This window comes from Kitasatospora sp. NBC_01300 (genome assembly GCF_041435235.1).
GTDB lineage: Bacteria > Actinomycetota > Actinomycetes > Streptomycetales > Streptomycetaceae > Kitasatospora.
Window position 1 is genome coordinate 5,952,662 of sequence record NZ_CP108408.1, and the last position, 23,602, is coordinate 5,976,263.

Here is a 23,602-nt window from a genome sequence, read left to right on the forward strand (position 1 = left end):
TCAGGAGCGGTGATGGGTGGAGACCGCCCCGGTGGCCCGCCCGCGAGGGGCGGGCGCACCGGGGACGTCGGGTTCGCCGCGCAGTGCGGCGGCGGCGGGCTCCGCGAGTTCCTCGGCGCCCTGGTCGAACGGAAGTCTGAGCAGCAGTTGGGCGGCGACGGCGGCGCCGCCGTGCACGGGGTCGCGGAGCAGCAGGCCGCCCGGGTCGGGGAGCATCTCCTCGACCAGCAGGTCCGCACCGGGGTGGCGCGCGCAGATCCGCTCCAGCAGGGCGACGGCGGTCAGCGCCGCGAAGTCCACGGGCACCGGTTTCGGCTGGGGCACGGCCCGGACGAACGCGAAGCGCGGCAGTCCGGCGCTGCGCCCGAGGGCGGCGAGGGCGCGCACCTTGGTCAGGTCGCCGTCGCCGGGCCGCCACAGCTGGGCCTGCGGCACGCGCCAGACCGCGGGGCTGATGACCAGGGCGCCGCCGCCGACGGTCACCCGGGGCAGCCGGTCCGTGTCGGGGAAGGCCTCGGCCAGGCCGTCCAGGCGGATCAGGCGTGAGCCCGCCGGGTGGCCGGCGGCCAGCAGCAGCCGGACCAGGACGTCGTACGGGGGCAGGGGCGTACGGGTGGCGTGGTGGACGGGCAGCAGCCGGCACCCGTCGGCCTCGGCGATGATCCGCGGGCCGACCCGGCGCAGGGTGATGCGCTCCAGCGGCAGGTAGCGGGCCGTCAGGCCGTCCGCCCCCTGGTACGGCAGGGGATCGGGATCGCCCGTCCACCAGCCGGTGAGGACCGGCCGCCGTACGGCGTTGGCGGCGCGTCCGGCCAGCGGCGGCACCAGCAGTTCGACGAAGCGGGCCCCGGACAGCCGCTCGACGGAGGCGAGGAAGGCCCGGTAGCTCCGGAGGTTGTCGTAGCCGCCGTGCAGGGTGTGGAGCGCGTCGGCGAACCGGGCGTCCAGCACGCCCGCCGGTGAGGCGGTCTCCAGGACCGCGACCGGACCGGGGCCCGGCAGCGGACGCAGCAGGCAGTCCAGGGGCCAGGGCGGCAGCGCGGTTGCGGCCGGGGGCGCCCCGAGGGTGTCCAGCAGGTCGTCGTCCAGGTCCACCGGTCCGCTGCCGGCCCGGGCGGACAGGTGGGCCAGCAGCCCGGCGTAGCCGGAACCGGGGGTCTCGGCGGGGTGCCAGCCGGTGTACCGGCGCGGGGGCGGAGGCGGCGTCGGGCAGCTGCCGTCGGGCAGGTGGCGGGCGAGGATCTCGCCGAGCGGGCACGGCCGTTCGGTGAGCTCCGCGAGCTCGGCGGGCAGCCGGTGCGGGTCCGGCCCCGCGAGCCGGTCGGCTTCCCGCAGCCAGGCCACGCGGGCGGCGGTGCCGAGGCCCTGCTGTACCTGGCGGGCGGCCGCTCCGGAGACGGCCGAGGCCGTGGCGCGGTAGGAGTCGGTGAACCACGGCCGGGAGTCGTCGGCGGGGGCGGCGGAGCCGGTGGTGCGGAGCGCCGACGCGGGTGCGGGTGCGGGTATGGGCGAGGGTATGGGCCCGGATATGGGTGCGGGTGCGGCGGAATCGGCGCTCGGTGCGGGTGCCGGAGGGGGCACCGGTTGCGGAAGGGTGCCGCGCGCGCGGACGCCCTCGGCGGCGAGCCAGCCCGTGGTGCGGCGGCGCGGGGCCGCGCAGGCCTGGAGCACGCCGAGTCCGAGCAGGTGCGCGAGGAAGCCGCGCAGCACCGCGGGAGCGGAAGCCGCCGTCCCGGCCGGCGCTGCGCCGGTCGCCGCCGTGCCCAGCAGAGCCGCTTCGAGGTCGCCCAACGGGCGGGGGCCACCGGCCAGTCGAGCCAGCACGTGATCGAGGGGGAGGGAGCGCCGCAGGTCGACCTGCCGCAACCGGCCCCGGTCGTGCGGGTCGGTCACCCAGCAGCGCAGGACACCGGTGCCCGGTGCGGCGCCCGCCGGCTGGGGGAAGTGCAGCGGAGCCAGGGCCAGCACCGTGGCCGGGTCCGCCGCCCGCAGGTCGAGGGCGCCGAGCCGGGCCCGCACCCCGTGGACGTTCTCCACGGCCTGGGCCGCCACCTCGCCGAGGGCGGCGCCGGGCGGGACGAGCCGCAGCAGGGCGCCGTCGGCCGCGCCGCCGTGACCGTCACCATTCCCGCCGCCGTTCGCGCCGCCGTTTGCGTCCGCCGGGGTGACCGGCAGCAGGGTGACCTGGCCGACCCAGCCGCGCGGGGTGGTCTTCGCCGCGGCCCGACCGAGCGCCCGCCACACGTACGCCGCCCGTTTGCGCAGCCGCTTCCCGCTCCAGGACTCGCCCGCGGCCAGCCGGCCGGCCACATCCGCGGCCGCTCCGGGGTCCACCTCGTCCAGGAAGGCCCGCATGACGGGCGACGCGCACACCAGGGACCAGCCCAGGGCGCCCACGCGTTCGCGCTCGGCCGCCACCGCGGCCTCCAGCCGCCGCAGGGCGACGGTCGCCGACTCGGCTTCGCCGGACAGCCGTGCGGCGTCCGCGGCGAGGTCGGCGGCGGCGGGCAGCCGCCCCAGCAGCCCGCAGTCGGCCGGGCCCGGTGCGGCGCCGGAGTGCAGTCGACGGCGCACGGCCAGCACGGCGCGGCGGTCGGCGGCGGTGAGGGCGGGGTGCGGCACGACCACGCTGCCCAGCTGCTCGGCCAGTCGGCGGGCGTGCTCCGCCCGCCGTTCGTCCCGCCGGGCGTGGTCGGCGACCTGTGCGAACAGCTCCGGGTTGCCCGCCGCCGCCCACGCCGCCAAGGGCATGCCGGCCACGCGGAGCAGTGCCGCGGCGCCCAGTTCCCGGTCCTCGTCCACGTCAGGACCTCCCGTCACCGGTGAGCGCGTGGGTCAGCAGGCTCTGCCGGGCCAGGGAGAACCGCCCCCGGTTCCAGTGGAAGACGGTGTAGTGGGCGGCGGCGCGGCGCGGGCCGATCACCGCTTCACCGGACTCGAAGTAGCCGGTGCGCCAGCGCTCGGCGGCCCGGCGCACGGCGTCCCCGTGCACCTCGACCGCCGCCCGCCGTTGCGGCGGCAGCGGAGCGAGCAGGCTCCGTCCGCCGACCCGCCAGGCCGCGAGGATGCCCGCGGCGGCGCGCCGGGTGTCCTCGTCGGGCTCGGTGCCCAGCCTGCGGCCTGCGTCGTCCTGGAGCACCTGCCAGACCCCGCGGTGCTCCCAGCCGACGATGCCGAGGCCGTCGAGGAGTTCACCGAGGAGGTAGAGGGACAACCGCCAGTCCGCGACCGCCGCCGGCCGGCCCGCTGCCGCGACGGTGTCGTGGTGGTCGAGCCAGGCCAGGGAGTCCACCGTGAACAGGTCGTGGACGTGCCGCATCGATCGCGGGCCGCCGAAGAGGTAGGTCTCCGGCTCGTACCGCCCGCACAGCGGCGGTTGCGGCTGTCCGTCCACCGCGCGGAAGCGGCGGGTCAGTTCCTCACGCAGTGCCCCGACCTCGGACCGGCCCGCCTCGAACCGGACCCGCAGCCCGGGCGGTTTGTGCATGAAGAAGAAGGAGCGCGCCGCGCCGACGGAGATCAGGTCGCGGGCCGTGTCCGCGACGGCGCGGTACGTCCGGTGCCAAGTGGCCGGGCCCGGCGCGAGGTTGATCTGCACCCAGCCGTCCTCGGGCCTGTCGTCGCGCAGCGCGGACAGCCCGGCCGTCAGGAACGCGCGGCGCGCGGCCTCGTACTCGGGGCCCGCGGAATCGACCGGTACCGTTCCCCACGGAATGTCGCGAGCGTCCCGGAGGCAGTCGGCCAGCAATCGTTCGACCTCCACCATGGTGCCCACCTCCTCGTGATTTCGGCTCTACTCCTGGGTTTCCACCATTCGGTCGGATTGAAAAACGGAAGGCAAATATTCATATGATGAAAAAGGGTGCGCCCGCTGCGCGTAAGGGACTTCGCGCGCTGAAGGCGCATCCTGCGGGCGGATTCCGAAGCCTTCGCCCCCCCTGACTCGATGATCGCCCGTTTGCTGGTGAGTTGGTGTCACTTCTGCTCGAACTCCCATTGAGCAAAACGGCGTTGGCGAGCCAGAAAGTGTCAGGAGAGCTCGGCGGGAGCGCCGGTGACGGACCGGGTGGGGTCGAGCAGATGGGCGAGGCGGTGGGCGGAGGCGGTCCAGGACCAGTGGGTGGCGGCCCAGTCGCGGCCGGCGGCGCCCATCCGGGCGCGCTCCGCCGGCGGGGCGAGGAGGATGCGGGTGAGGGCGGCGGCCACGTCGGCCGGGTCGCGCCCGTCGACGACGGTGCCGGTGACGCCGTCGAGGACGGTGTCGGGGGCGCCGCCGGAGCGGCCGACGACGACGGGCAGGGCGGCGGCGGCCGCTTCGAGGTAGACGATGCCGAGGCCTTCGGCTTCGAGGCCGGCCCGGCGGGTGCGGCACGGCATGGCGAAGACGTCGGCCTCGGCGTAGTGGGCGGCGGTGGCCGCGTGGTCGAGCCCGCCGGCGAATTCGACGCTGCCGGGCTCGGTGCACCGGTGGGCGAGCGCGCGCAGGCGGTCCTCGTACGGGCCCTGGCCGACGAGGACGAGGACGGCGCCGGGGACGGCCCGGCGGATCGCCGGCAGGGCCCGGATCAGGACGTCCTGCCCCTTGCGCGGGACGAGCCGGGCGACGCAGAGGATCACCGGCCCGGTGCGGGCCCGCCGGGCGCCCTCGGCGCCGGGCCGGAAGCGGTCCGGGTCCACGCCGGGGACGAGGCGCGCCAGCCGGGCGTCCGGGCCGAGGGCGGGGGCGATCCGGGCGCGGGTGTACTCGCCGAGGTGGGTGACGACGTCGACGCTGCGGCCTATCCGGCGCAGCAGGCGGCGGGCGCCGGGGGTGCGGGCCCACCAGATCTCGTGGCCGTGGGTGGTGGCGACCGTGCGGCGGATGCCGTCGGCCTGGCGGAGCAGACCGGGGGTCATCGCGGCGAGCGGGGCGGCGGCGCCGAACCAGACCCGGTCGCAGCCGTGGGCGCGGGCGATCTCGGCGGCGCGGCGGGTGGCCCGGGCGGTGGGCAGCAGGGTGCGGGCCCGGTCGCGGATCACCGGGAAGGGGAGAGCGGCGTCGTGCCGATCGGCGCCCGGTTCGGCGGAGGTGTAGACCACGACGTCGGAGTGGGGCAGCCGGGTGGCCAGGGCGTGGACGAAGGTTTCGATGCCGCCTTGGCGGGGCGGGAAGTCGTTGGTGACGATGAGTGTGCTGCCCATGGGCGGGTGGGACCTCGGTTCGGTGTCGGAGAAACGGCCGGAGAAGGGGCTGGAGAAGCGGCCGGGGAAGGGATCGGAGCGGGGGAGGCGGGGAGGGATGAGGGCGGGAGCACCCGGGCGAGCAGGACGAGGAGGACCGGCAGCGCGAGGTAGCCGAACCGCCCGGCGGGAGCGAGCAGGAAGGCCAGGGCGAGCCCGAGGGCGAGCCGGTCGGCGGCGGCCGCCGGGTGCCGGGGCGGGTGGGTGAGCAGGGAGGCCGCGAGGGCGGCTGCGGCGAGCAGCAGCAGGCCGACGGCCGCGTACCAGCCGGGCGGGCCGAGGTCGGCGAGCAGCCGTCCGGGCAGCGGGCTGGCGGCGGGGGTGGGCAGGTCGCCGCGGCCGGTGGGGAAGGCGAACACCTGGTGGAGCATCGGCTCGGGCGAGCGCAGGGCGCCGGGCAGGACGAGCAGGGCCGTGCCGCCCACCGCGACGGCGGCGGCGCGCAGGGCGGGGCGCCGTCCGGCGGTGGCGGCGAGCAGTGCGGTGACCACGGCGACGGCCGGCCACGCCGTCCACTTGAGCGAGCAGGCGGCGGCTAGGGCCAGTCCGGCGAGGGCGGGGCGCCGGCGGGCGGCGAGGGTGAGGGCGAGCCAGCAGAGGCCGGTCATCGGCAGGTCGACGCCGCTGACGCAGAGCGGCAGCGCGACGACGGGCGAGGCGGTCAGCGCGGCGAGGGCGGTCCGCGGGCTGAGGGGCGGGGTGGTTTGCGCGGCGAGGGCGGCCTGCCGCCCGGCGGGCGCGGAGCGCAGCAGGCAGGCGAGGAACGCGGCCGCGCACCAGAGCCGTGCGTCACCCGCCACCCGGGCGAGCGGAAGCCCGCCGAGTGACAGACCACCGAGTGACAGTCCGTCGAGCAGGGCCCGGGGCAGCCCGAGGAGCGCCATCCCGGGCAGGTACGGGGTGTACTCGGCCACCGTCCGGGGCTCGGCGAGGTACGGCGTCCCGGTGTGCAGCAGCAGGGCCCCGGAGCGTTCGATCACCCCGACCTCGCTCTGCCCCCGGCCGGTCAGCACGAGGGCGAGCAGCGGTACGGCGACGGCCCCGGTGAGCGCGAGGGCGATGGACAGCGGCCGGCCCCGGCGCGTCGGCAGGAGGGCGGCGAGCGCCGCCAGCAGGTAGCCGACGGCGGCGCAGGTGCCCCAGGTACGGTGCGGGCCGAGGCCGGAGAGCAGCGGGAAGGCCCCGGCCCATCCGGCCGCGAGGAGCCATCCGCCGCACCACGCGGCGGTGTGTCGCCGGTCTGGGGAGTCGTGCCGATTCATCACCCGTTCATTGCATCGCCGCAGGTCAGCCTGGTCATCACGGTCAGGTCGAGTCCTCTGGTCGGGTTTCCCCTACCATCCGTCGGAGCCGTCGCCCGGTGGGCTTCGCATCCGATCTGACGTTCGGTGTTCGTCGGATTACGGAAAGTGCCCGCGCTCCCGCTATCGTGTCGGCGTGGTGAGGTCGTGGGATGCGGCAGTGGAGCGGGCGCAGGACCGGCTGGCGGCGGGGCCGCGGCTGCGGGCGGTCGCCGAGGGGGACGAACGGCGGTTCGCCCTCTGGGACTTGGCGTCCCTGGTGGAGGGCGGGCTGGGGGAGCTGGTGGCCCCGGACGAGCTGACGCCGGAGGCCGAGCGCCGGTGGCGCGAGCGGCTGGGGGAGAGCGGCCGGGAGTGGCCCGGCGGCGAGCTGTACCGGCGCCGCTACTGGGTGCTGGACGAGGACGGCGTTGCAGCCGGCACGGTGGCGGTGGACAACTGGACCAAGGGGCCCGGCCAACTCGCCGTCTCCTCCCTCTACTTGATTCCGGAGGCGCGCGGCCGGGGGCTGGCCGCCGGGGCGCTGGACGAGGTGTACGCGGCGGCCGCCGCGGAGGGCCTGCCCGGCTTCCGGCTGGAGGCGCACTGGGCCTGGCAGCACGCCGTCCGCTACTACCTGCGGCGCGGCCTCTGGGTGGTCGGCTGGAAGCGTTCGCTGGCCCTGGCCCGGATGCCGCAGCTCCCGCCGTACCGGGTGTGCGAGGAGGGCGACTGGCTGCACCTGCTGGTCGCGGACCGGGGGTGGGGCTGGGTGCCGATGCTCGCCGCCGGCTGCGAGGGCCGCTGGCTGCGGTTGGACGAGACGCCCGACTACCGGGCGGCCGACGGCTGGGTGCACGAGTACGCGCGCTCGACCCTGGCGCTGCACCTGGCGCTCGCGGGCCGGCCGCTGGTGCGCGGCCCGCAGTGGTGGGCGGAGGCGTGGCGGTGGTCGGACGCCGGGGAGCCGGAGGGCCTGGCCTACAAGATCGAGCACTTCGAGCAGCTGGCCCTGGCGGCGGGCCGCCAGGTGGTCAGCCCGTACCGCCCGGCGGTGGCGACCTCTGAAACCCCGACCCCGACCCCGCCCCCGGCACCGAGGGCGGAGGCCCCGGTGGCGGCGGCGCCGGGGCTGGCAGACTCGGGGGATGGCTGAGATCGAGATCGACGGCGCGCCGGCCGACCCGGCGCGGCTGGCCGCACTGGGGCTGCTGAACTACGGGCACTTCACCACCCTGCGCACCGAGGCGGGCCGGGTCCGGGGCCTGGCGCTGCACCTGGACCGGCTGGTCCGGGACTGCCGGGTGCTGTTCGCCGCCGAGTTGGACCGGGCGGCGGTGCGGGAGCGGATCCGCGCGGTGCTGCCCGCCGACGGCGCGCCGGTGATCGTCCGGGTGACGGTGTACGACCCGGAGCTCGGCCTGGAGCGCCCCGGTGCCCCGGCGGTGCCCCGGCTGCTGCTGACCACCCGCCCGGCGGCGGTGGCGGCGCCGGGCCCGCTGCGGGTGCGCACGGTCGGGTACCGGCGGGAGCTGCCGGAGGTGAAGCACGTCGGCCTGTTCGGCCTGGTCCACCACCGCAGGCGGGCCCAACTCGACGGATACGACGACGTGTTGCTGGTGGATCCGGACGGCGGCGGGGTGGTCGAGGGCGCCACCTGGAACGTCGGCTTCCTCGACGGCCGCCGACTGGTCTGGCCGGACGGCCCGAGCCTGCCCGGGGTGACCGCCGAGCTGCTGGCCGGCGCGTACGGCGGGCCGCAGTCGCGCGAGCGGGTGGACGCGTCCGGGCTGGGCCGCTTCACGGCGGCGTTCGCGGTGAACGCGGGCGTCGGCGTCCGGCCGCTGGCCGCGGTCGACGGTACGGCCTTCGACCCGGCGCACCCCGTGCTCGCCGAACTCGCCGCCGCCTACGGGGAGATCGCCGCCGACCCGGTGTGAGCCCGCCCGGCGCCGGCCCGCAGCCCCCCGGAGGGGGGTGGGGATATCCCCACCCCTCTCCGGGGGGTGGGGATATCCCCACCCCCGGTCCGCCAGCGGCCTCCATGGTTCGCCGGCCTGGCCTTTTCTAGCGTGGAACCCGTCGACGACCACCGACGATCCCCGAGGGAAGGCCCACCCATGGCACGCCGCCACGACCGCCCATCGACCGAGCCGTACGCCGCCGGACCGCACGCCGCCGGCCCGTACGCGACGGGGGCGCACGGCAGCGGCCCGTACCCCGAGCAGGGCGCCCGCCCGGCGATCGAGCTGCGCGGGGTGCGCCGCACCTACGGCCGCGGCAGCGAGACCGTGTACGCGCTGCGCGGGATCGACCTGGCGCTGGCCCGGGGCAGCTTCACCGCCGTGATGGGCCCGTCCGGCTCCGGCAAGTCGACCTTCCTGCAGTGCGCGGCGGGCCTGGACAAGCCCGACCAGGGGGAGATCCGCCTCGGCGGCGAGGACATTACCCGGCTGAGCGAGGACCGGCTCACCAAGCTGCGCCGCAGCCGGATCGGCTTCATCTTCCAGTCCTTCAACCTGCTGCCCTCGCTGACGGTGGAGCAGAACGTGCTGCTCCCGCAGCGGCTGGCGGGCGAGCGCCAGGACCGCGCCCGGGCCCGGGAGTTGCTGGCCCAGGTCGGCCTCGGCGAGCACGCCAAGCGGCGGCCCGGCCAGCTCTCCGGCGGCCAGCAGCAGCGGGTGGCGATCGCCCGCGCGCTGATCACCGACCCGGACGTGGTGTTCGCCGACGAGCCGACCGGCGCGCTGGACACCCGCACCGCGCACGAGGTGCTGGGCCTGCTGCGGCGCGCCGTGGACGACCTGGGCGCGACGGTGGTCATGGTGACCCACGACCCGGTGGCGGCCTCGTTCGCCGACCGGGCGCTGTTCCTGGCCGGCGGCGCGCTCGTCGACGAGCTGCACCACCCGCAGGCGCAGGCCGTCGCCGACCGGATGGTCTCGCTCACCGCCCGCCCGGTGGGGGTCGCGGCGTGAACGGGTGGCGTGGACCGATCGACGAGTGGAACGGGGCAGGGGCATGAGCAACGGACTGGCGCGCGCCTCGGTGCGCTTTCGACCCGCCTCCTTCGTGGGCACCCTGGTCGCCCTGCTGCTGGGCGCCGCCGTGGTGGTGGCCTGCGGCGTGCTGTTGCAGACCGGTGTGACCGCGAGCGTCGCACCGCAGCGGTACGCGGGCGCCCCGGTGGTGGTCGCGGCCGACCCGATGGTGCGGATCACCGCCAAGGTCGGCCGCGACACCGAGACCAGGGAGCAGACCACCCCCGAGCGGGCCCGGACGGACGCCGCCCTGGTGGGCCGGATCGCCGCACTGCCCGGGGTCGCCGCCGCCCGCCCGGACAGCGCCTTCCCGCTGCCGGCCGGCACCGGCACCCCCGCCCTGACCGGCCGGGGCTTCGCCGCGCTCGGCATCGCCGGCCCCGCCGACCAGCTGGTCGAGGGCCGTGCGCCCGGCGCCGACGAGGTGGTGCTGGACGCCGAAACGGCGCGCGCCGCCCACCTCGCGCCCGGCGCGAAGCTCACCCTCACCGCCCCCGGCGGCACCGGCGACTACCGGGTCTCCGGCCTGGCCGCCGCCCAGTCGGCCGGCCCCACCGCCTGGTTCGCCGACGCCACCGCCGACCGCCTCTCCGGCCACCCCGGCCGGATCGACGCGATCGCCGTCCAGCCGCGCGAGGGCGTGGACCGCGCCGCGCTGGTCGCGCAGGTCCGCCAGGCCCTCGACGCCCAGGCCCCCGCCACCAAGGCCGCAGGCACCCAGGCGGCGGACGCCAAGGCCGCCGGCACCCCGGCCGCCGGCCTTGAGACCAAGGCCGAGAGCGGCGGCGCCAAGGTCTTCACCGGCGACGGCCGCGGCACCGTCGAACAGCCCGCCATCGGCGAGGCCCGCACCCTGCTGATCGGGCTGGGCGGCAGCTTCGGCGGCTACGCCACCATGACCGCGATCTTCGTCGTGATGAGCACCGTCGCCCTGGCCACCGGCCAGCGCGCCCGCGAGTTCGCCCTGCTGCGCGCCATCGGCGCCACCCCGCGGCAGATCCGCCGCACCATCGCCACCGAGGCGATGCTGGTCGCGCCGGTCGCCGGGGCGCTCGGCATCCTGCCCGGACTGGCCCTGGCCCGCTGGTGGTTCGACGAACTGACCTCGCGCGGCGCCGTGCCGCAGGGCGTGCGGCTGGACGTCGGCCCGCTGCCGATGCTCGCCGCCGTCCTCATCTGCACCCTCGCCGCGCTGACCGCTGGCTTCCTGGCCGCCCGCCGCCCCGCCAAGCTGCGCCCCGGTCAGGCGCTCGGCGCGGCCGCCGTCGAACCGGGCCACCCCGGCGTGGTGCGGACCGTCTTCGGGCTGCTCTTCGCCGTCGGCGGCGTGGTGGCCGCCGCCTTCGCGGCCGCCCTGGACGGCATCAACGCCGCCAACACCGCGCTCGGCGTGGTCATGTGCTTCATGCTGGCCGTCGCGCTGCTCGGCCCCTGGGTGGCACGGGTCGCCGCCACGGTGTTCGGCGCCCCGCTGCGGGCCGGCGGCGCCCCCGGCTCGCTGGCCGCCGACAACACCCGCGCCAACGCCCGCCGGCTGGCCTCCGCGATCACCCCGATCGTGCTGGTCACCGCCTTCTGCGGCACCCTGCTGTTCCTCCAGAGCACCATCAGCCACACCACCGGCGCGAACGTGCGGGACGGCATCGTCGCCGACCACGTGATCGGCTCCACCGGCCCCGGCCTGCCCGCGGGCACCGCCGACCGGGCCGCCAAGGTGCCCGGTGTGGACGCCGCGGTCGGCGTGCTGCGCACCGGCGTCGTGTACACCCACGACATGCAGCTCGGCTCCGCGACCGCGCTCGGCGTCAGCGGCGACCCGGCCCGGCTGTCCCGGGTGCTCGACCTGGGCGTGCGCAGCGGTTCGCTCGCCGACCTGGGCCGCGCCGCCGACACCGTCGCCCTGGACGCCACACTGGCCGACGCCCTGGACGTCAAGGTCGGCGACCGGGTGCCGCTGCGGCTCGGCGACGGCACCCCGGTGCAGCCCGCCGTGGTCGCCGTCTACGGCCGCGGGCTCGGCTTCGGCCAGGCGCTGCTGCCCCGGGCGGTCGTCGCCGGGCACGTCACCGCCGGGTACGACAGCCAGGTGCTGGTCGCCGACGCGCCGGGCGCCGACCGCACGGCGGTGGCGGCCGCGCTGGCGGGCCTCGCGGGCCCCGGCGGGGCGACCGTGACCGACCGGGCCGGATTCGTCGCCCAGTCCGACAAGATGATGGAGCTGAACGCCTGGGCCAACACCGTGATGGCCGGTGTGCTCGGCGGGTTCGCCGCCGTCACCGCCGTCAACACCCTGGTGATGACCGTCCTCGACCGGCGCCGCGAGGTCGCCCTGCTCCGACTGGCCGGCACCACCCGGCGCCAGGTGCGCGGCATGATGCGCTGGGAGGCGCTGCTGGTCGCCGCGACCGGCCTGGTGATCGGCGGGGGGATCGCCTGGACCGCCCTCGTCCCGATCGCCCGGGGCGTCGCCAACTCCTCCCCGTACATCCCGCCGGCGCTCGCCCTGCCGCTGGCCGCCGGAGCCGTCCTGCTCTGCCTCGGCGCGACCGGGCTGCCCGCCCGGGCCCTGCTGCGCACCCGCCCGGTGGCGCTGGGCGCCGCCCGGCAGTAGCCCAGGCCCGTGAAAGCCCGAAGGACCCCGTCCGGTACCGCCGGACGGGGCCCTTCGGGCATCCGCGGCACCTGCTCGAGGATCGCTGGACGGGCACACCAGAGCCTCGCTCGTACGGGTGACAAAAGCCGGGCCGAGTAGGCGCAATGGGGTAGCCGGGAAAGTCCGAACCCCTTTGTCGGAGCTGATCGTGATGTCGGATCAGCTACGCTCTCGCCCGCCCCGACCGACCCGCCGAAGCAGAGAGTAGCCCGACATGAGCAGTCCTCCCGCGGCCGCCGCGCCCCGCTGGCCGCTGATCCTGCTGCGCACCACCGCGACCACCCTGGCGGTCCTGGCCCTGCTCCAGGTCATGCTGGCCGGCAGCTTCCTCAACGGCACCTACGAGTCCCTCAAGGACCACGAGGGCAACGCGATGACGCTGGCCACCGTGGTCCTCTGCCAACTGGTGGTGGCCGCGCTGGTGCGCCGGCCCGGCCGCGGCCCGCTCTGGCCGCTGTGGTCCACCGGCGTGCTGACCGTCGCCGTCGTCGGCCAGATCGCGGCCGGCTACGCGCGGTCGATCAGCGTGCACGTCACCCTCGGGGTGCTGCTGGTCAGCGGGGTCCTGTTCGGGCTGGTCGGTGCCTGGCGGCTGCCGCTGCCCGCCCGCGCGGACCAGCTGCCCGAGTCGGACGGCAGCGGACGCCTGCCGCGCCCCGGCGGGCCGTTGGAGGTGTCCAAGTGAAACGTCGCCGGTTCCTGGGCGTCGGCGCCTCCGTCCTCGGTGCGGGCGCGCTGGCCGCCGTCGCCGGCCCCGCCGCCGCCCGGCTGTTCGCCGAGGGCCACCCCGGCCGGCTGCTCAGCAGCGGCCTCGACCTGCCCGAGCCGTTCCAGGTCCCGCTGCCGGTGCCCACGGTGCTCCAGCCGGTGCGCACCGACGCGACGACCGACTACTACGAGATCACCCAGCGGGTCGCCGGGCTGGAGATCCTGCCCGGCGTCAGGACCGAGGCCTGGACGTACGGCGGCACCTTCCCCGGGCCGACGGTGGTCACCCGGTCCGGCCGGGCGGCGGTGGTCAAGCACCGCAACGAGCTGCCGGTGCCGTCCGTGGTCCACCTGCACGGCGGCCACACCCCGGCCGACAGCGACGGCTACCCCGTCGACCTGCTGCTGCCGGTCGGCTCCTCCGGCGCGGGCCGGGGGGCGCCGGGCATGCAAGGGATGCCCGACATGCCCGGCATGGAGGGGATGGGCCACGAGGCGGGGCGCACCGCCGAGGGCGAGCGCACCCACACCTACCCGGGCAAGCAGCGCGCCGCCACCCTCTGGTACCACGACCACCGGATGGGCTTCACCGGCCCCGGCGTCTGGCGCGGCCTGGCCGGCTTCCACCTCGTCCACGACGACGAGGAGAACGCCCTGCCGCTGCCGCGCGGCGACCGCGACCTCCCGCTGATGCTCGCCGACCGCTCCTTCGCCGGGGACGGCTCCTTCCGCTACCCCGCCGTGGACGAGGACCTCGCCTCGCCCGGCGTCACCGACGCCTACATGAACGGCGTCCTCGGCGACGTCATCCTCGTCAACGGCGCCCCCTGGCCCCGCCTCGACGTCGACCGCGCCCGCTACCGGCTGCGTCTGCTCAACGCCTCCAACGCCCGCCCCTACCGGCTCCGGCTCGACCCGCAGCCCTCCGGCGGCGACGCCCTCGTCCAGATCGGCTCCGACGGCGGCCTGCTCGCCGCCCCGGTCGCCCACGACGTGCTGGAGATCGCCCCGGCCGAGCGCTTCGACATCGTCGTCGACTTCTCCCGCTACGCCCCGGGCACCTCGGTGCGGCTGCTCAACCTCTTCGGCAGCGGGCGCACGGCGGAGGTGATGCGCTTCGACGTCTCCGGCAAGAAGGTCAGCGACGACTCGACCGTGCCCGACAAGCTGTCCACGATCGAGGACCTGGACGCCTCCGCCGTCGACGTCACCCGCAAGTTCGTCTTCCGGCGCAGCGGCAGCTACGGCTGGACCGTCAACGGCGACCTGTACCGGCCCGGCCGCGACCTCGCCCGGCCCGCCCTCGGCAGCACCGAGCGGTGGCGCTTCACCTCCGACCTGCACCACCCCGTCCACGTCCACCTCAACCAGTTCCAGGTGCTCAGCCGCAACGGTCGCGACCCGGGCCCGTACGACGGCGGTTGGAAGGACACCGTCGACCTGCGCCCGGCCGAGGCGGTCGAGGTCCTGGTGCGCTTCACCGACTACCGGGGGACGTACATGATGCACTGCCACAACCTGGAGCACGAGGACATGGCGATGATGGCGGACTTCACCGTGCGGTGAGCGGAGAGCCGGGGGTTTCATCCGGCCGACTTCATCCGGTCGGCCGAGTGCCGGAGGGCGCGCGGTGCGCGTTCCGGCCACTCGTGGCCTAGCGTCGCGGGGAGACGCACCCCGCACCCCGCACCCCGCCCGCTGCCCGCCGTTTCGCCCTCCCGCCGTCCCTGCCGTCCCGCCGACCGAGGAGCCGCGTATGACCACCCCCGCCGAACGCCGCCGGCACGGCCGGGCCGCCCGCGACCGCGTCTCCCGCTCCGCCCACGGGCGGTGGATCCCCGCCGCCGACCGGCCCGACCCGGTCGAGGTGCTGGTGCGCCAGGGCGAGGACCGGGTCGCTCGGCTGCTGCCGATCCGCTACGGGCGGATGGCCGACGCCCCCTTCGCCTACCTGCGCGGCGCCGCCGCCGTCATGGCCGCCGACCTCGGCGCCGTCCCCGACACCGGCCTCACCGTCCAACTCTGCGGCGACGCGCACCTGGTGAACTTCGGTCTGTTCGCCTCGCCGGAACGCGCCCTGCTCTTCGACGTCAACGACTTCGACGAGACCCACCCCGGCCCCTTCGAGTGGGACGTCAAACGGCTGGCCGCCAGCATCGCCGTCGCCGCCCGCGACCACGGACAGGACGACGACCGCGCCCACCGCGCCGCCCGCACCGCCGTCCAGGGCTACGCCGCCGCCATGCGCCGCCTCGCCGGGCTCGGCGAACTCGACGTCTGGTACTCCCGGATCGACACCGGCGACCTGCTGGCGCTGTTCCGCAAACCCCGGCAGCGCAAGGGCGTCGAGGCCGACCTCGCCCAGGCCCGCCGCCGCACCAGCCTGCACGCCTTCGGCAAGCTCACCGAGGAACGCGACGGGCAGCGGCGCATGATCAGCGCGCCACCGCTCGTCGAACCGCTGAAGAAGAACGAACTGCGCGACATCGGCAAGGTGTTCAGTGACTACCGGGCCACCCTCGCCGAGGACCGTCGTGTCCTCCTCGACCGCTTCCGCTTCGTCGACGCGGCGATGAAGGTCGTCGGTGTCGGCAGCGTCGGCACCCGCTGCTACATCGTCCTGCTGGAGGGCCGGGACACCCGCGACCCGCTGTTCCTCCAGCTCAAGGAGGCCGGACGGTCCGTGCTGGAGGACCACCTGCCGGCCACCCGGGTCGATGCCGAGGTCTCCGTCCACCACGGCGGGCGCCGCGTCGTCACCGGCCAGCACCTCATGCAGGCCGCCAGCGACATCTTCCTCGGCTGGACCACCGGCCCCGCCGGGCGCCACTTCTACGGCCGCCAACTGCGCGACATGAAGGGCTCGGTCGAGGTCGCCGACCTCACGCCGTCCGGCCTGCGCGCCTACGCGGACCTGTGCGGCCGCACCCTCGCCCGCGCCCACGCGCGCACCGGTGACCGCCTCGCCATCGCCGGCTACCTGGGCGGCGCGGACGCCTTCGCCGAGGCGATCGCCGACTTCTCCGTCCGGTACGCCGACCAGACGGCGCTCGACCACGCCGAACTGGTCGCCGCGATCGCCGCCGGCCGGATCACCGCGGCCCCGGGCGTCTGAGCACGGTGCGCCCCCCGGGGGTGCAGGGGTACGGGGAGACGGAAAACGGGTTGCCCCGGCGGGCGCGGTCGGCGTTGGCTGGCCCGCATGACCGAACTGCGTACCGACCGCCTGCTCCTGCGCCCCTGGCGGGACACCGACCTCGCACCCTGGGCCGCGATGAACGCCGACCCAGAAGTCCGCGAGCACCTCGGCGACGTCCTCACCCGCGAGCAGTGCGACGCCTCGGTGGCGCGCTTCGAGGCCGAGCGCGCGGCCCGCGGATACGGCTGGCTGGCCGTCGAGGTGCGCGCCACCGGCGAGTTCGTCGGCCTGGCCGGCCTCGACGAGGTCGACGAGGGCCTGCCCTTCACCGGCGTCGAGATCGGCTGGCGCCTCGCCCGCGCCGCCTGGGGCCACGGCTACGCCACCGAGGCGGCCCGCGCCGTCCTCGCCCACGGCTTCGACAGCCTCGGCCTCCCCGAGATCCTCGCCGTCACCACCGTGACCAACCACCGCTCCCAGGCCGTCATGCGCCGCCTCGGCATGACGTCCGACCCCGCCGACGACTTCGAGGACCCGACCGCCCCCGAGGGCCCGCTGCGGCCCAACGTGCTGTTCCGCCTCCGCCGCGAGCAGCGGGCGGGCTGACGGCGGCCTGACTGAGGGCCGGGAACGGGCTGACGGCGGGCGCGTCCCGCCGCTCGGCGCCGTTGTCAGTGGCGTGTGGTTGGGTGATCCACATGCTGGCGATCGGGGTGCAGGAGAACGACGGGACGCGCCACCTCCGGGTGGAGGCGGCCGAGTTGGCGCGGCTGGTGCGGCGGATCGGCGCGAAGGGAGACCGCTTCCTGGTCGCCCAGCGGATACCGGACCTGCCGGACGTCTTCATCCAGGTGTGGCACGCCGCAGGCGGCGAGTACACGCTCGAACACCGCGACGGCTCCGCCGCCCGGCACTTCGAGGTGCGTACCGACGGGCCCGAGGCGGTCATCGCGGCGATGACGGGCTGGGCGCGGCACGAGCCGGGCTGGGGCGACGGCCTGGACTGGCAGCCGCTCGACCTGGGCCCGCAGCCCGAGCCCGCCCCGCCGCTCGACCTGCCCGCCGACGACCTGCGGCAGCTGCACGACCGGCTGCGCCTCACCCTGGCCGGCGGCTACACCACCCGTGCCGAGCTCGCCGAACTCGCCGAGGAGCACCTGGTCTCCGGCGACCACCGCCCGCTCTCCCGCGACCAGGCCGAGCAACTGGCCGACAGGCTCTGGCTGGAGCGCGTCGGCGAGCAGACCGGCTGGATCGGCGAGACCGACCCGGAGCGCCTCACCCGGGCCTTCGCCGCCCTGGAGGAGGCCGGCATCACCGCCCGGGAGCACTTCAGCTGCTGCGGTTCCTGCGGCGACGCCGAGATCGCCGCCGCCGGGGCGCCGGACGCCCGCGGCTACGTCTACTTCCACACCCAGTCCACCGACTCCGCCGCCGCCGGCCACGGCCTCACCCTCCGCTACGGCGGCTTCGACGCCTCCCCGCTGACCACCACCGCCATCGGCCACGAGGTGGCCGCCGCCCTCACCGACGTAGGCCTGCCCGTCAGTTGGAACGCCGACCCGTCCCGCGCGATGGAGATCCGCCCCCTCCTCTGGCGCCGCCGCCTGGCCGGGTGAGGCCCGTGGCTCCGGCGGGCAGGCGGGTGGGTCACGGCACCAGGAGGTGGAGGGCGCCGGGCGCGGCGCTCACGTCGACGGGGAGGGCCGCGATGAACTCGCCGTCGGCGTAGGCGGTGATGGCGGGGGAGTCGATCCGCAGGGATGCGGTGCGGTGGGTGGTGACTTCGGTGTGGGCGGTGTGGGTGCCCTTGAAGAGGGTGGGGAAGAAGCGGGCGATGCGCAGACGGGGCATGGCGGCGACGAGGGTGAGGTCGAGGAGGCCGTCGTCGGGGAGGGCGTCGGGGCAGATGAGCATGCCGCCGCCGTAGCTGCGGGTGTTGCCGACGGCGGCCAGGGTGAGGTCGCGTTCGATGACGGTGCCGTCGGCGAGGGTGATGCGGAAGGGCAGCGGGCGCAGGTTGGCGAACTCGGCGAGGATGGCCAGGTTGTAGCGCATCCGGCCGCGGGGCCAGCGCAGGCGGTTGGCGCGGTCGCTGACCAGCGAGTCGAAGCCGGTGGCGAGGACGGAGCCGTACCAGCGGGTGGTGCCGTCGGCGGCGGTGACCAGGCCGAGGTCGACGGTCCTGGTGCGTCCGGCGGCGACGACGTCGGCGGCGGCTTCGGGGCCGGCGAGCGGGAGGCCGTACGCGCGGGCGTGGTCGTTGCCGGTGCCGGCGGGTATCACGCCGAGCGGGACGGCGGTGCCGGCGACGGCCTGGAGCGCGAGGTTGACCATGCCGTCGCCGCCGACGGCCACGACGGCGTCGACGCCGTCCGCCACGGCCCGGCGGGCGAGGCGGACGGCGTCCTCGGGGTCGCGGCCGGCGTGCCGGTCGACCTGGAGGCCGAGCGCGTGCAGCCGGGCGACGGCCCGGTGGGCGGCGGGTTCGGCGTGGCCGGCGCCCGCCGCCGGGTTGCTGAGGACGGCCACTCGCCTGATGGCTCGCGGACCGCCGGTCACGGGATCAGCTTGCCGGGGTTGAGGATGCCCGCCGGGTCCAGTTCGGCCTTGACGGCGCGCAGGATGCGCACGCCGAGCTCGCCGATCTCGTCGCTCATCCAGGGCCGGTGGTCGGCGCCGACGGCGTGGTGGTGGGTGATGGTGCCGCCGGCGGTGACGATGGCGTCGCCGGCGGCGCGCTTGGCGGCGGCCCACCGGGCGAGCGGGTCCTCGCCGAGGGCGGCGACGACGGTGAAGTAGAGCGAGGCGCCGGTCGGGTAGACGTGCGAGACGTGGCAGAGGACGAGGGCGCCGGGCAGGGCGGTGGTGAGGGCCTCGGTGACGGCGGTCCGCAGCTGCGGGAGGCGGCTCCAACTGGCCGCGGTCTCCAGGGTTTCGCAGAGGGCGCCGGCGCCGAGCAGGGAGTCCCGCAGGTAGGGGGCGTTGAAGCGGCCGTGTTCCCAGGCCCGGGCCGGGGCTTCGCCGAGGGAGGTGGCGCCGGCGGCGAGCAGGGTGTCGCGGGTGAGCCGGTGGCGGGTGGCGACCTGTTCGGCGGTGCCTTCGAAGACGGTGACGGCGAGGCAGCCGGTGACGGCGGGGGCGCCGCCGATCTGCTCGGTCATGGCGAGGTTGACCATCGTCTCGGCCTCGTCGGAGAGCCGGATGACGGTGGGGCCGGTGCCGCCCTGCTCGACGGCGCGCAGGGCGGCGCTGCCGGTGGCGAAGTCGGGCAGGCTCCAGGCCTCGTAGGCCTTGACGGCGGGCAGCGGGTGGACGCGGAGCCGGACGGCGGTGATGACGCCGAGGGTGCCTTCGGAGCCGAGGAAGAGCTCGCGCAGGTCGGGGCCGGCGGCGGAGGCGGGGGCGCGGCCGAGGTCGAGCACGCCGGCGGGGGTGACGACGCGCAGGCCGCGGACCATCTCGTCGAAGCGCCCGTGGCCGGCCGAGTCCTGGCCGGAGGAGCGGGTGGCGGCGAAGCCGCCGAGGGTGGCGTAGCGGAAGCTCTGCGGGTAGTGGCCGAGTTCGTAGCCGCGCTCGGCGAGCAGGGCCTCGGCGGCCGGGCCGGTGAGGCCGGCGCCGAGGACGGCCTCGCCGGAGGTCTCGTCGAGGTCGTGGAGCCGGTCGAGGCGGCGCAGGTCGAGCGAGATGACGGCGGTGAGGCCGCCGCGCTCGGGGTCGAGGCCGCCGACGACGCTGGTGCCGCCGCCGAACGGGACGACGGCGATGCGGCGTTCGGCGCAGAGCGCGAGGACGGCGGCGATCTCCTGCTCGTCGCCGGGCAGCACGACGGCGTCGGGCGCGTCCTGGGGGGCGCGGCTGCGGCGGCGCAGCAGGTCGGGGGTGGACTTGCCGCCGGCGCGGGGGAGCCGGTCTGCGTCGGCGGCGCTGACGTTGGTCTCGCCGACGGCGGCGGCGAGGGCCTTGAGGTCGTCGGCGGCGATCCGCGACGGCTGTAGGAGGACCTCGTCGGCGGCCGGTCCGGGGGTGGCGTCGCCGGTGACGCCGAGGGCGGCGGCGAGCAGCCCCTTGATGTCCGCGGACAGCTCCTTGGCGAGGGCCGGGTCGCCCCAGGCGTCCCACTTCATCGGGGGGAGCGGCAGCGCGGCGCCGGCCGGTCCCGCTTGCGTCTCAGGTGCCATGCGTTACAGTTTCACACATCATGTCAAGTAGTAACGCCGAGCCCCCCGGCAGTCCCGCGCGCAGCACCGACGACGCGATCCTGGACGCCGCCGCCGACCTGATCGTCCATCTCGGCGTGCGCCGAACGCAGTTGGCGGAGATCGCCCGCCGCGCCGGGGTCAGCCGGCCGACCGTCTACCGGCGCTGGCCGGACGTCCGGGCGGTGATCGGCGCCCTGCTCACCCGGGAGATCCGGGCCACCCGGGAGGGCGTCGCCCTGACCCTCGGGGGCGACGGCGCCCCGATCGGCCGGGAGGCCTTCGTCGACGGGGTCGTCGAGGTGGCCGTCCGGCTGCGGGACCACCCGGTGCTCGGCGCGCTGCTGCGCTCCTCCGACTCCGACCTGCTGCTGGAGTACGTCGTCGAGCGGCTCGGCACCAGCCAGCGCGGCCTGCTGGAGGCGCTGCGGGCCGGCATCGAGCAGGGGCAGGCGCACGGCTCGATCCGGGCCGGGGAGCCGGTCGAACTGGCCGCCATGGTCCTGCTGATCGCCCAGTCCACCGTCCAGTCGCACCGCATGGTCGCCTCCCTGCTGCCGGAGGCCGCCTGGCGGCGCGAACTGACCAGAGCACTGAACGGATACCTCGCGCCATGACCTCGACGCCCGCCGGATCCTCCGCCGCTCACTCCGCCGCTCCCTTCGCCGGCTCCAGTCGACTCGACGCCAGCCGGCGCCGGGCGGAACTCGAAGCGCTGGGGGACCGCCCGCGGGTCGACCTGCTGGTGATCGGCGGCGGCGTCACCGGCGCCGGGGTGGCCCTGGACGCCGCCTCGCGCGGACTGCGCACGGTGCTGGTCGAGTCCCGCGACCTGGCGTTCGGCACCAGCCGCTGGAGCTCCAAGCTGGTGCACGGCGGCCTGCGCTACCTCGCCTCCGGGCGGATCGGGGTGGCCCGGGAGAGCGCGATCGAGCGCGGCGTGCTGATGACCCGCACCGCCCCGCACCTGATCCGCGCGCTGCCCCAACTGGTGCCGCTGCTCCCGGGGTTGCTGCGCCCCGGGCAGGCCTCGCTGATCCGGGTGGGCTTCCACGCCGGGGACGCGCTGCGGCTCAGCGCCGGGACGCCGGGCGCGCTGCTGCCCCGGGTGCGCCGGATCGGCGCCGCGCGGACCCGGCAGCTGGTGCCGGGCGTGCGGACCGCCGGACTGTCCGGCGCGCTGGTCGCGCACGACGGCCAACTCGTCGACGACGCCCGGCTGGTGGTGGCGCTGGCGCGGACCGCGGCGCAGTACGGCGCCACCGTGCTGACCAGGGTGCGGGCGGAGTCCGTGACCGGCACCTGCGCCCGGCTCACCGACACCGTCACCGGGCAGTCGCTGACCGTCGAGGCCGGCGCGGTGGTCAACGCCACCGGCGTCTGGGCGGGCGAGGTGGACCCGTCGATCAGGCTGCGCCCCAGCCGGGGCACCCACCTCCTGGTGGACGCCGCCGCGCTCGGCCACCCGACCGCGGCGCTCACCGTGCCGGTGCCCGGTTCGACCAGCCGCTTCGTCTTCGCGCTGCCCCAGCAGCTCGGCCGGGTGGCGATCGGGCTGACCGACGAGGACGCGCCCGGTCCGATCCCGGACGAGCCGCAGCCCGCCGAGGGGGAGCTCGCCTTCCTGCTCGACACCGTCAACGCCGCCCTGAGCACCGCGCTGACCAGGGCGGACGTGCGCGGCGCGTACGCCGGGCTGCGGCCGCTGATCGACACCGGGGGCGGCAGCACCGCCGACATCTCCCGGGAGCACGCGGTGCTGGAGTCGCCGTCCGGGCTGGTCACGGTGGTCGGCGGCAAGCTCACCACCTACCGGCGGATGGCCGAGGACGCGGTGGACGCCGCCGTCCGGCTGCGCGGCCTGCCGGCCCGGGCCTGCTGGACGGCCCGCCTGCCGCTGGTCGGCGCCCCGGCCCACCGGGACAGCCGCCCGCTCCCGGCGGGCGCCGTGCCCGGCTCGCTGCTCGCCCGCCACGGCGGATCGTCCCAGGAGGTGGTGGCCGCCGGGGAGTTGACGCCGATCGCGGAGGGCCTGGACGTGACGCGCGCCGAGGTCGCCTACGCCGTCACGCACGAGGGCGCGTTGGACGTCGCCGACGTGCTCGACCGCCGGACCAGGATCGGCCTGCTCGCCGAGGACGCCGAGCGCGCCCGGAAGGCGGTCGAGGAGATCGTGGCGCAGCGCCTGTAGCGGGCAGGTCACCCGGGAGGCGGCGCTCAGCGCGCGGCGCGCTCCGGCATCGGGTGCTCGGCTCCCGCGACCTCCAGGACACAGGAGTACGGGTGCTCGGCCGCGCCCGTGCGGTCCAGCCGCACCGAGAGCGGCAGCGGCGGCTCCTCGGCGAGCTGGGCGGCGAGCGTCAGCGGGTAGACGCCGTGCCCGTGGACGCGGTGGAAGGCGCACTCCTTGCCGTCCACCAGCAGCTCGGTCTCGGTGATCCAGCCGGAGCGGACGTTGACGGTGACCGAGTGCCCGGCCTGGTCGAAGTGGAAGCTGTACCGCTGGCGCATGGGGAACCTCCCGCGCGGGGGCCGCCGGTCGGGGCGGACCAGGGGATCCACCGCCAGTCTAGGGCGGCCACCCCGCCCCGGCCCGGCGGGTGCGGCAGCCGGGATGACGGGTGGTTCCCGGTGGAGCCCCTGAGAAATCCCCGGGGTGGGGCCCGACCGCAGGTGGATTCCCGTGATCTCTACAGTGTTGTAGATTCGTCCGCAGGGAGAGATCGAGGAGGGCATTGTGGGAGTTTCACTGGCCAAGGGCGGCAACGTCTCGCTGAGCAAGGAGGCGCCCGGTCTGAGCGCCGTGATCGTGGGTCTCGGCTGGGACGTGCGCACCACCACCGGCGCCGATTACGACCTGGACGCCAGTGCGCTGCTCTGCAACGCGCTCGGCAAGGTGGTCTCGGACCAGCACTTCGTCTTCTTCAACAACCTGCGCAGCCCCGATGGTTCGGTCGAGCACAGCGGCGACAACCTGACCGGTGGCGGCGACGGCGACGACGAGCAGATCAAGGTCGACCTGGCGCGGGTGCCGGCCGACGTGGCGAAGGTCGTCTTCCCGGTGTCGATCTACGACGCCGACGCCCGGCTGCAGAACTTCGGGCAGGTCCGCAACGCGTTCATCCGGGTGCTGAACCAGGCCAACGGCCAGGAGATCGCCCGTTACGACCTCAGCGAGGACGCGTCCACCGAGACCGCGATGGTCTTCGGTGAGCTGTACCGCAACGGCGCGGAGTGGAAGTTCCGCGCGATAGGGCAGGGTTACGCCTCCGGTCTGCGCGGCATCGCGACCGACTACGGCGTCAACGTCTGATCGCCGCAGGCGAATCGCAGCAGGTGATCTGACGGGGTTTCGGCGGCCG

19 protein-coding genes are annotated in these 23,602 nt (G+C 76.0%); 12 read left to right on the forward strand and 7 right to left on the reverse strand.

The window, feature by feature from the left end; all coding sequences use genetic code 11:
- The 4 genes from OG556_RS26110 to OG556_RS26125 form a co-directional block, all read right to left on the reverse strand.
- Nucleotides 1–2,802: a lantibiotic dehydratase gene (locus OG556_RS26110; protein WP_371519965.1), complete on the reverse strand. Its 2,802-nt coding sequence runs from the start codon at nucleotides 2,800–2,802 to the stop codon at nucleotides 1–3.
- Between the two features lies 1 nt (nucleotide 2,803).
- Nucleotides 2,804–3,766 carry a thiopeptide-type bacteriocin biosynthesis protein gene (locus OG556_RS26115; protein ID WP_371519968.1) on the reverse strand — a complete coding sequence of 321 codons (963 nt, stop codon included), beginning with the start codon at nucleotides 3,764–3,766 and terminating at the stop codon, nucleotides 2,804–2,806.
- 263 nt (nucleotides 3,767–4,029) lie between these two features.
- Nucleotides 4,030–5,130 carry a glycosyltransferase family 4 protein gene (locus OG556_RS26120; RefSeq protein ID WP_371522899.1) on the reverse strand — a complete coding sequence of 367 codons (1,101 nt, stop codon included), beginning with the start codon at nucleotides 5,128–5,130 and terminating at the stop codon, nucleotides 4,030–4,032.
- Nucleotides 5,016–6,482: a glycosyltransferase 87 family protein gene (locus tag OG556_RS26125; protein ID WP_371519971.1), complete on the reverse strand. Its 1,467-nt coding sequence runs from the start codon at nucleotides 6,480–6,482 to the stop codon at nucleotides 5,016–5,018. The genes OG556_RS26120 and OG556_RS26125 overlap by 115 nt, the downstream gene beginning before the upstream one ends.
- Nucleotides 6,483–6,657: 175 nt before the next feature.
- On the opposite strand from OG556_RS26125, the gene OG556_RS26130 reads away from it, so the two are divergent.
- The 9 genes from OG556_RS26130 to OG556_RS26170 all read left to right on the forward strand — a co-directional run bounded on the left by OG556_RS26130 (nucleotide 6,658) and on the right by OG556_RS26170 (nucleotide 17,660).
- The gene (locus tag OG556_RS26130) at nucleotides 6,658–7,656 is read left to right on the forward strand and encodes a GNAT family N-acetyltransferase (protein WP_371519973.1); all 999 of its coding nucleotides are present in this window, start codon (nucleotides 6,658–6,660) and stop codon (nucleotides 7,654–7,656) included.
- Nucleotides 7,649–8,440, forward strand: a complete 792-nt coding sequence (locus OG556_RS26135) for an aminotransferase class IV (protein WP_371519974.1) — start codon at nucleotides 7,649–7,651, stop codon at nucleotides 8,438–8,440. Before OG556_RS26130 ends, OG556_RS26135 begins: the two co-directional genes overlap by 8 nt.
- 180 nt (nucleotides 8,441–8,620) lie before the next feature.
- Nucleotides 8,621–9,478 carry an ABC transporter ATP-binding protein gene (locus tag OG556_RS26140; RefSeq protein ID WP_371519977.1) on the forward strand — a complete coding sequence of 286 codons (858 nt, stop codon included), beginning with the start codon at nucleotides 8,621–8,623 and terminating at the stop codon, nucleotides 9,476–9,478.
- 43 nt (nucleotides 9,479–9,521) lie between these two features.
- Nucleotides 9,522–12,152: an ABC transporter permease gene (locus tag OG556_RS26145; RefSeq protein WP_371519980.1), complete on the forward strand. Its 2,631-nt coding sequence runs from the start codon at nucleotides 9,522–9,524 to the stop codon at nucleotides 12,150–12,152.
- A gap of 256 nt (nucleotides 12,153–12,408) precedes the next feature.
- Nucleotides 12,409–12,879, forward strand: coding sequence for a hypothetical protein (locus OG556_RS26150; RefSeq protein ID WP_371519983.1), 471 nt, complete (start codon nucleotides 12,409–12,411; stop codon nucleotides 12,877–12,879).
- Nucleotides 12,876–14,468: a multicopper oxidase family protein gene (locus OG556_RS26155; protein ID WP_371519986.1), complete on the forward strand. Its 1,593-nt coding sequence runs from the start codon at nucleotides 12,876–12,878 to the stop codon at nucleotides 14,466–14,468. The genes OG556_RS26150 and OG556_RS26155 overlap by 4 nt, the downstream gene beginning before the upstream one ends.
- A 190-nt stretch (nucleotides 14,469–14,658) precedes the next feature.
- The gene (locus OG556_RS26160) at nucleotides 14,659–16,017 is read left to right on the forward strand and encodes a DUF2252 domain-containing protein (protein WP_371519990.1); all 1,359 of its coding nucleotides are present in this window, start codon (nucleotides 14,659–14,661) and stop codon (nucleotides 16,015–16,017) included.
- Nucleotides 16,018–16,104: 87 nt separating this feature from the next.
- On the forward strand, nucleotides 16,105–16,647 hold the full coding sequence (locus OG556_RS26165; RefSeq protein ID WP_371519993.1) for a GNAT family N-acetyltransferase: 543 nt from the start codon (nucleotides 16,105–16,107) through the stop codon (nucleotides 16,645–16,647).
- Nucleotides 16,648–16,739: 92 nt separating this feature from the next.
- A complete protein-coding gene (locus OG556_RS26170; RefSeq protein ID WP_371519996.1) occupies nucleotides 16,740–17,660 on the forward strand; it encodes a hypothetical protein in 921 nt (306 codons plus the stop codon).
- A gap of 31 nt (nucleotides 17,661–17,691) precedes the next feature.
- On the opposite strand, the gene OG556_RS26175 is transcribed toward OG556_RS26170, so the two are convergent.
- Both OG556_RS26175 and OG556_RS26180 read right to left on the reverse strand, forming a co-directional pair.
- On the reverse strand, nucleotides 17,692–18,603 hold the full coding sequence (locus tag OG556_RS26175) for a diacylglycerol kinase (RefSeq protein ID WP_371519999.1): 912 nt from the start codon (nucleotides 18,601–18,603) through the stop codon (nucleotides 17,692–17,694).
- Nucleotides 18,600–20,222 carry an FAD-binding oxidoreductase gene (locus tag OG556_RS26180; RefSeq protein ID WP_371520001.1) on the reverse strand — a complete coding sequence of 541 codons (1,623 nt, stop codon included), beginning with the start codon at nucleotides 20,220–20,222 and terminating at the stop codon, nucleotides 18,600–18,602. The genes OG556_RS26175 and OG556_RS26180 overlap by 4 nt, the downstream gene beginning before the upstream one ends.
- Nucleotides 20,223–20,242: 20 nt before the next feature.
- Between OG556_RS26180 and OG556_RS26185 the strand changes: the two genes are divergently transcribed.
- Together OG556_RS26185 and OG556_RS26190 are read left to right on the forward strand one after the other, a co-directional pair.
- Entirely contained in the window at nucleotides 20,243–20,857 is a 615-nt protein-coding gene (locus OG556_RS26185; protein ID WP_371520004.1) for a TetR/AcrR family transcriptional regulator, read from the forward strand.
- Nucleotides 20,854–22,431: a glycerol-3-phosphate dehydrogenase/oxidase gene (locus OG556_RS26190; RefSeq protein ID WP_371520006.1), complete on the forward strand. Its 1,578-nt coding sequence runs from the start codon at nucleotides 20,854–20,856 to the stop codon at nucleotides 22,429–22,431. Before OG556_RS26185 ends, OG556_RS26190 begins: the two co-directional genes overlap by 4 nt.
- Before the next feature lie 26 nt (nucleotides 22,432–22,457).
- Here OG556_RS26190 and OG556_RS26195 read toward each other — a convergent pair whose 3' ends face one another.
- A complete protein-coding gene (locus tag OG556_RS26195) occupies nucleotides 22,458–22,751 on the reverse strand; it encodes a hypothetical protein (protein ID WP_063349769.1) in 294 nt (97 codons plus the stop codon).
- 226 nt (nucleotides 22,752–22,977) lie between these two features.
- Here OG556_RS26195 and OG556_RS26200 point away from each other — a divergent pair, with 226 nt between their 5' ends.
- Complete coding sequence (locus OG556_RS26200; protein WP_350883073.1) at nucleotides 22,978–23,553, forward strand: TerD family protein; 576 nt, start codon at nucleotides 22,978–22,980, stop codon at nucleotides 23,551–23,553.
- The last annotated feature ends 49 nt before the right edge of the window (nucleotides 23,554–23,602 follow it).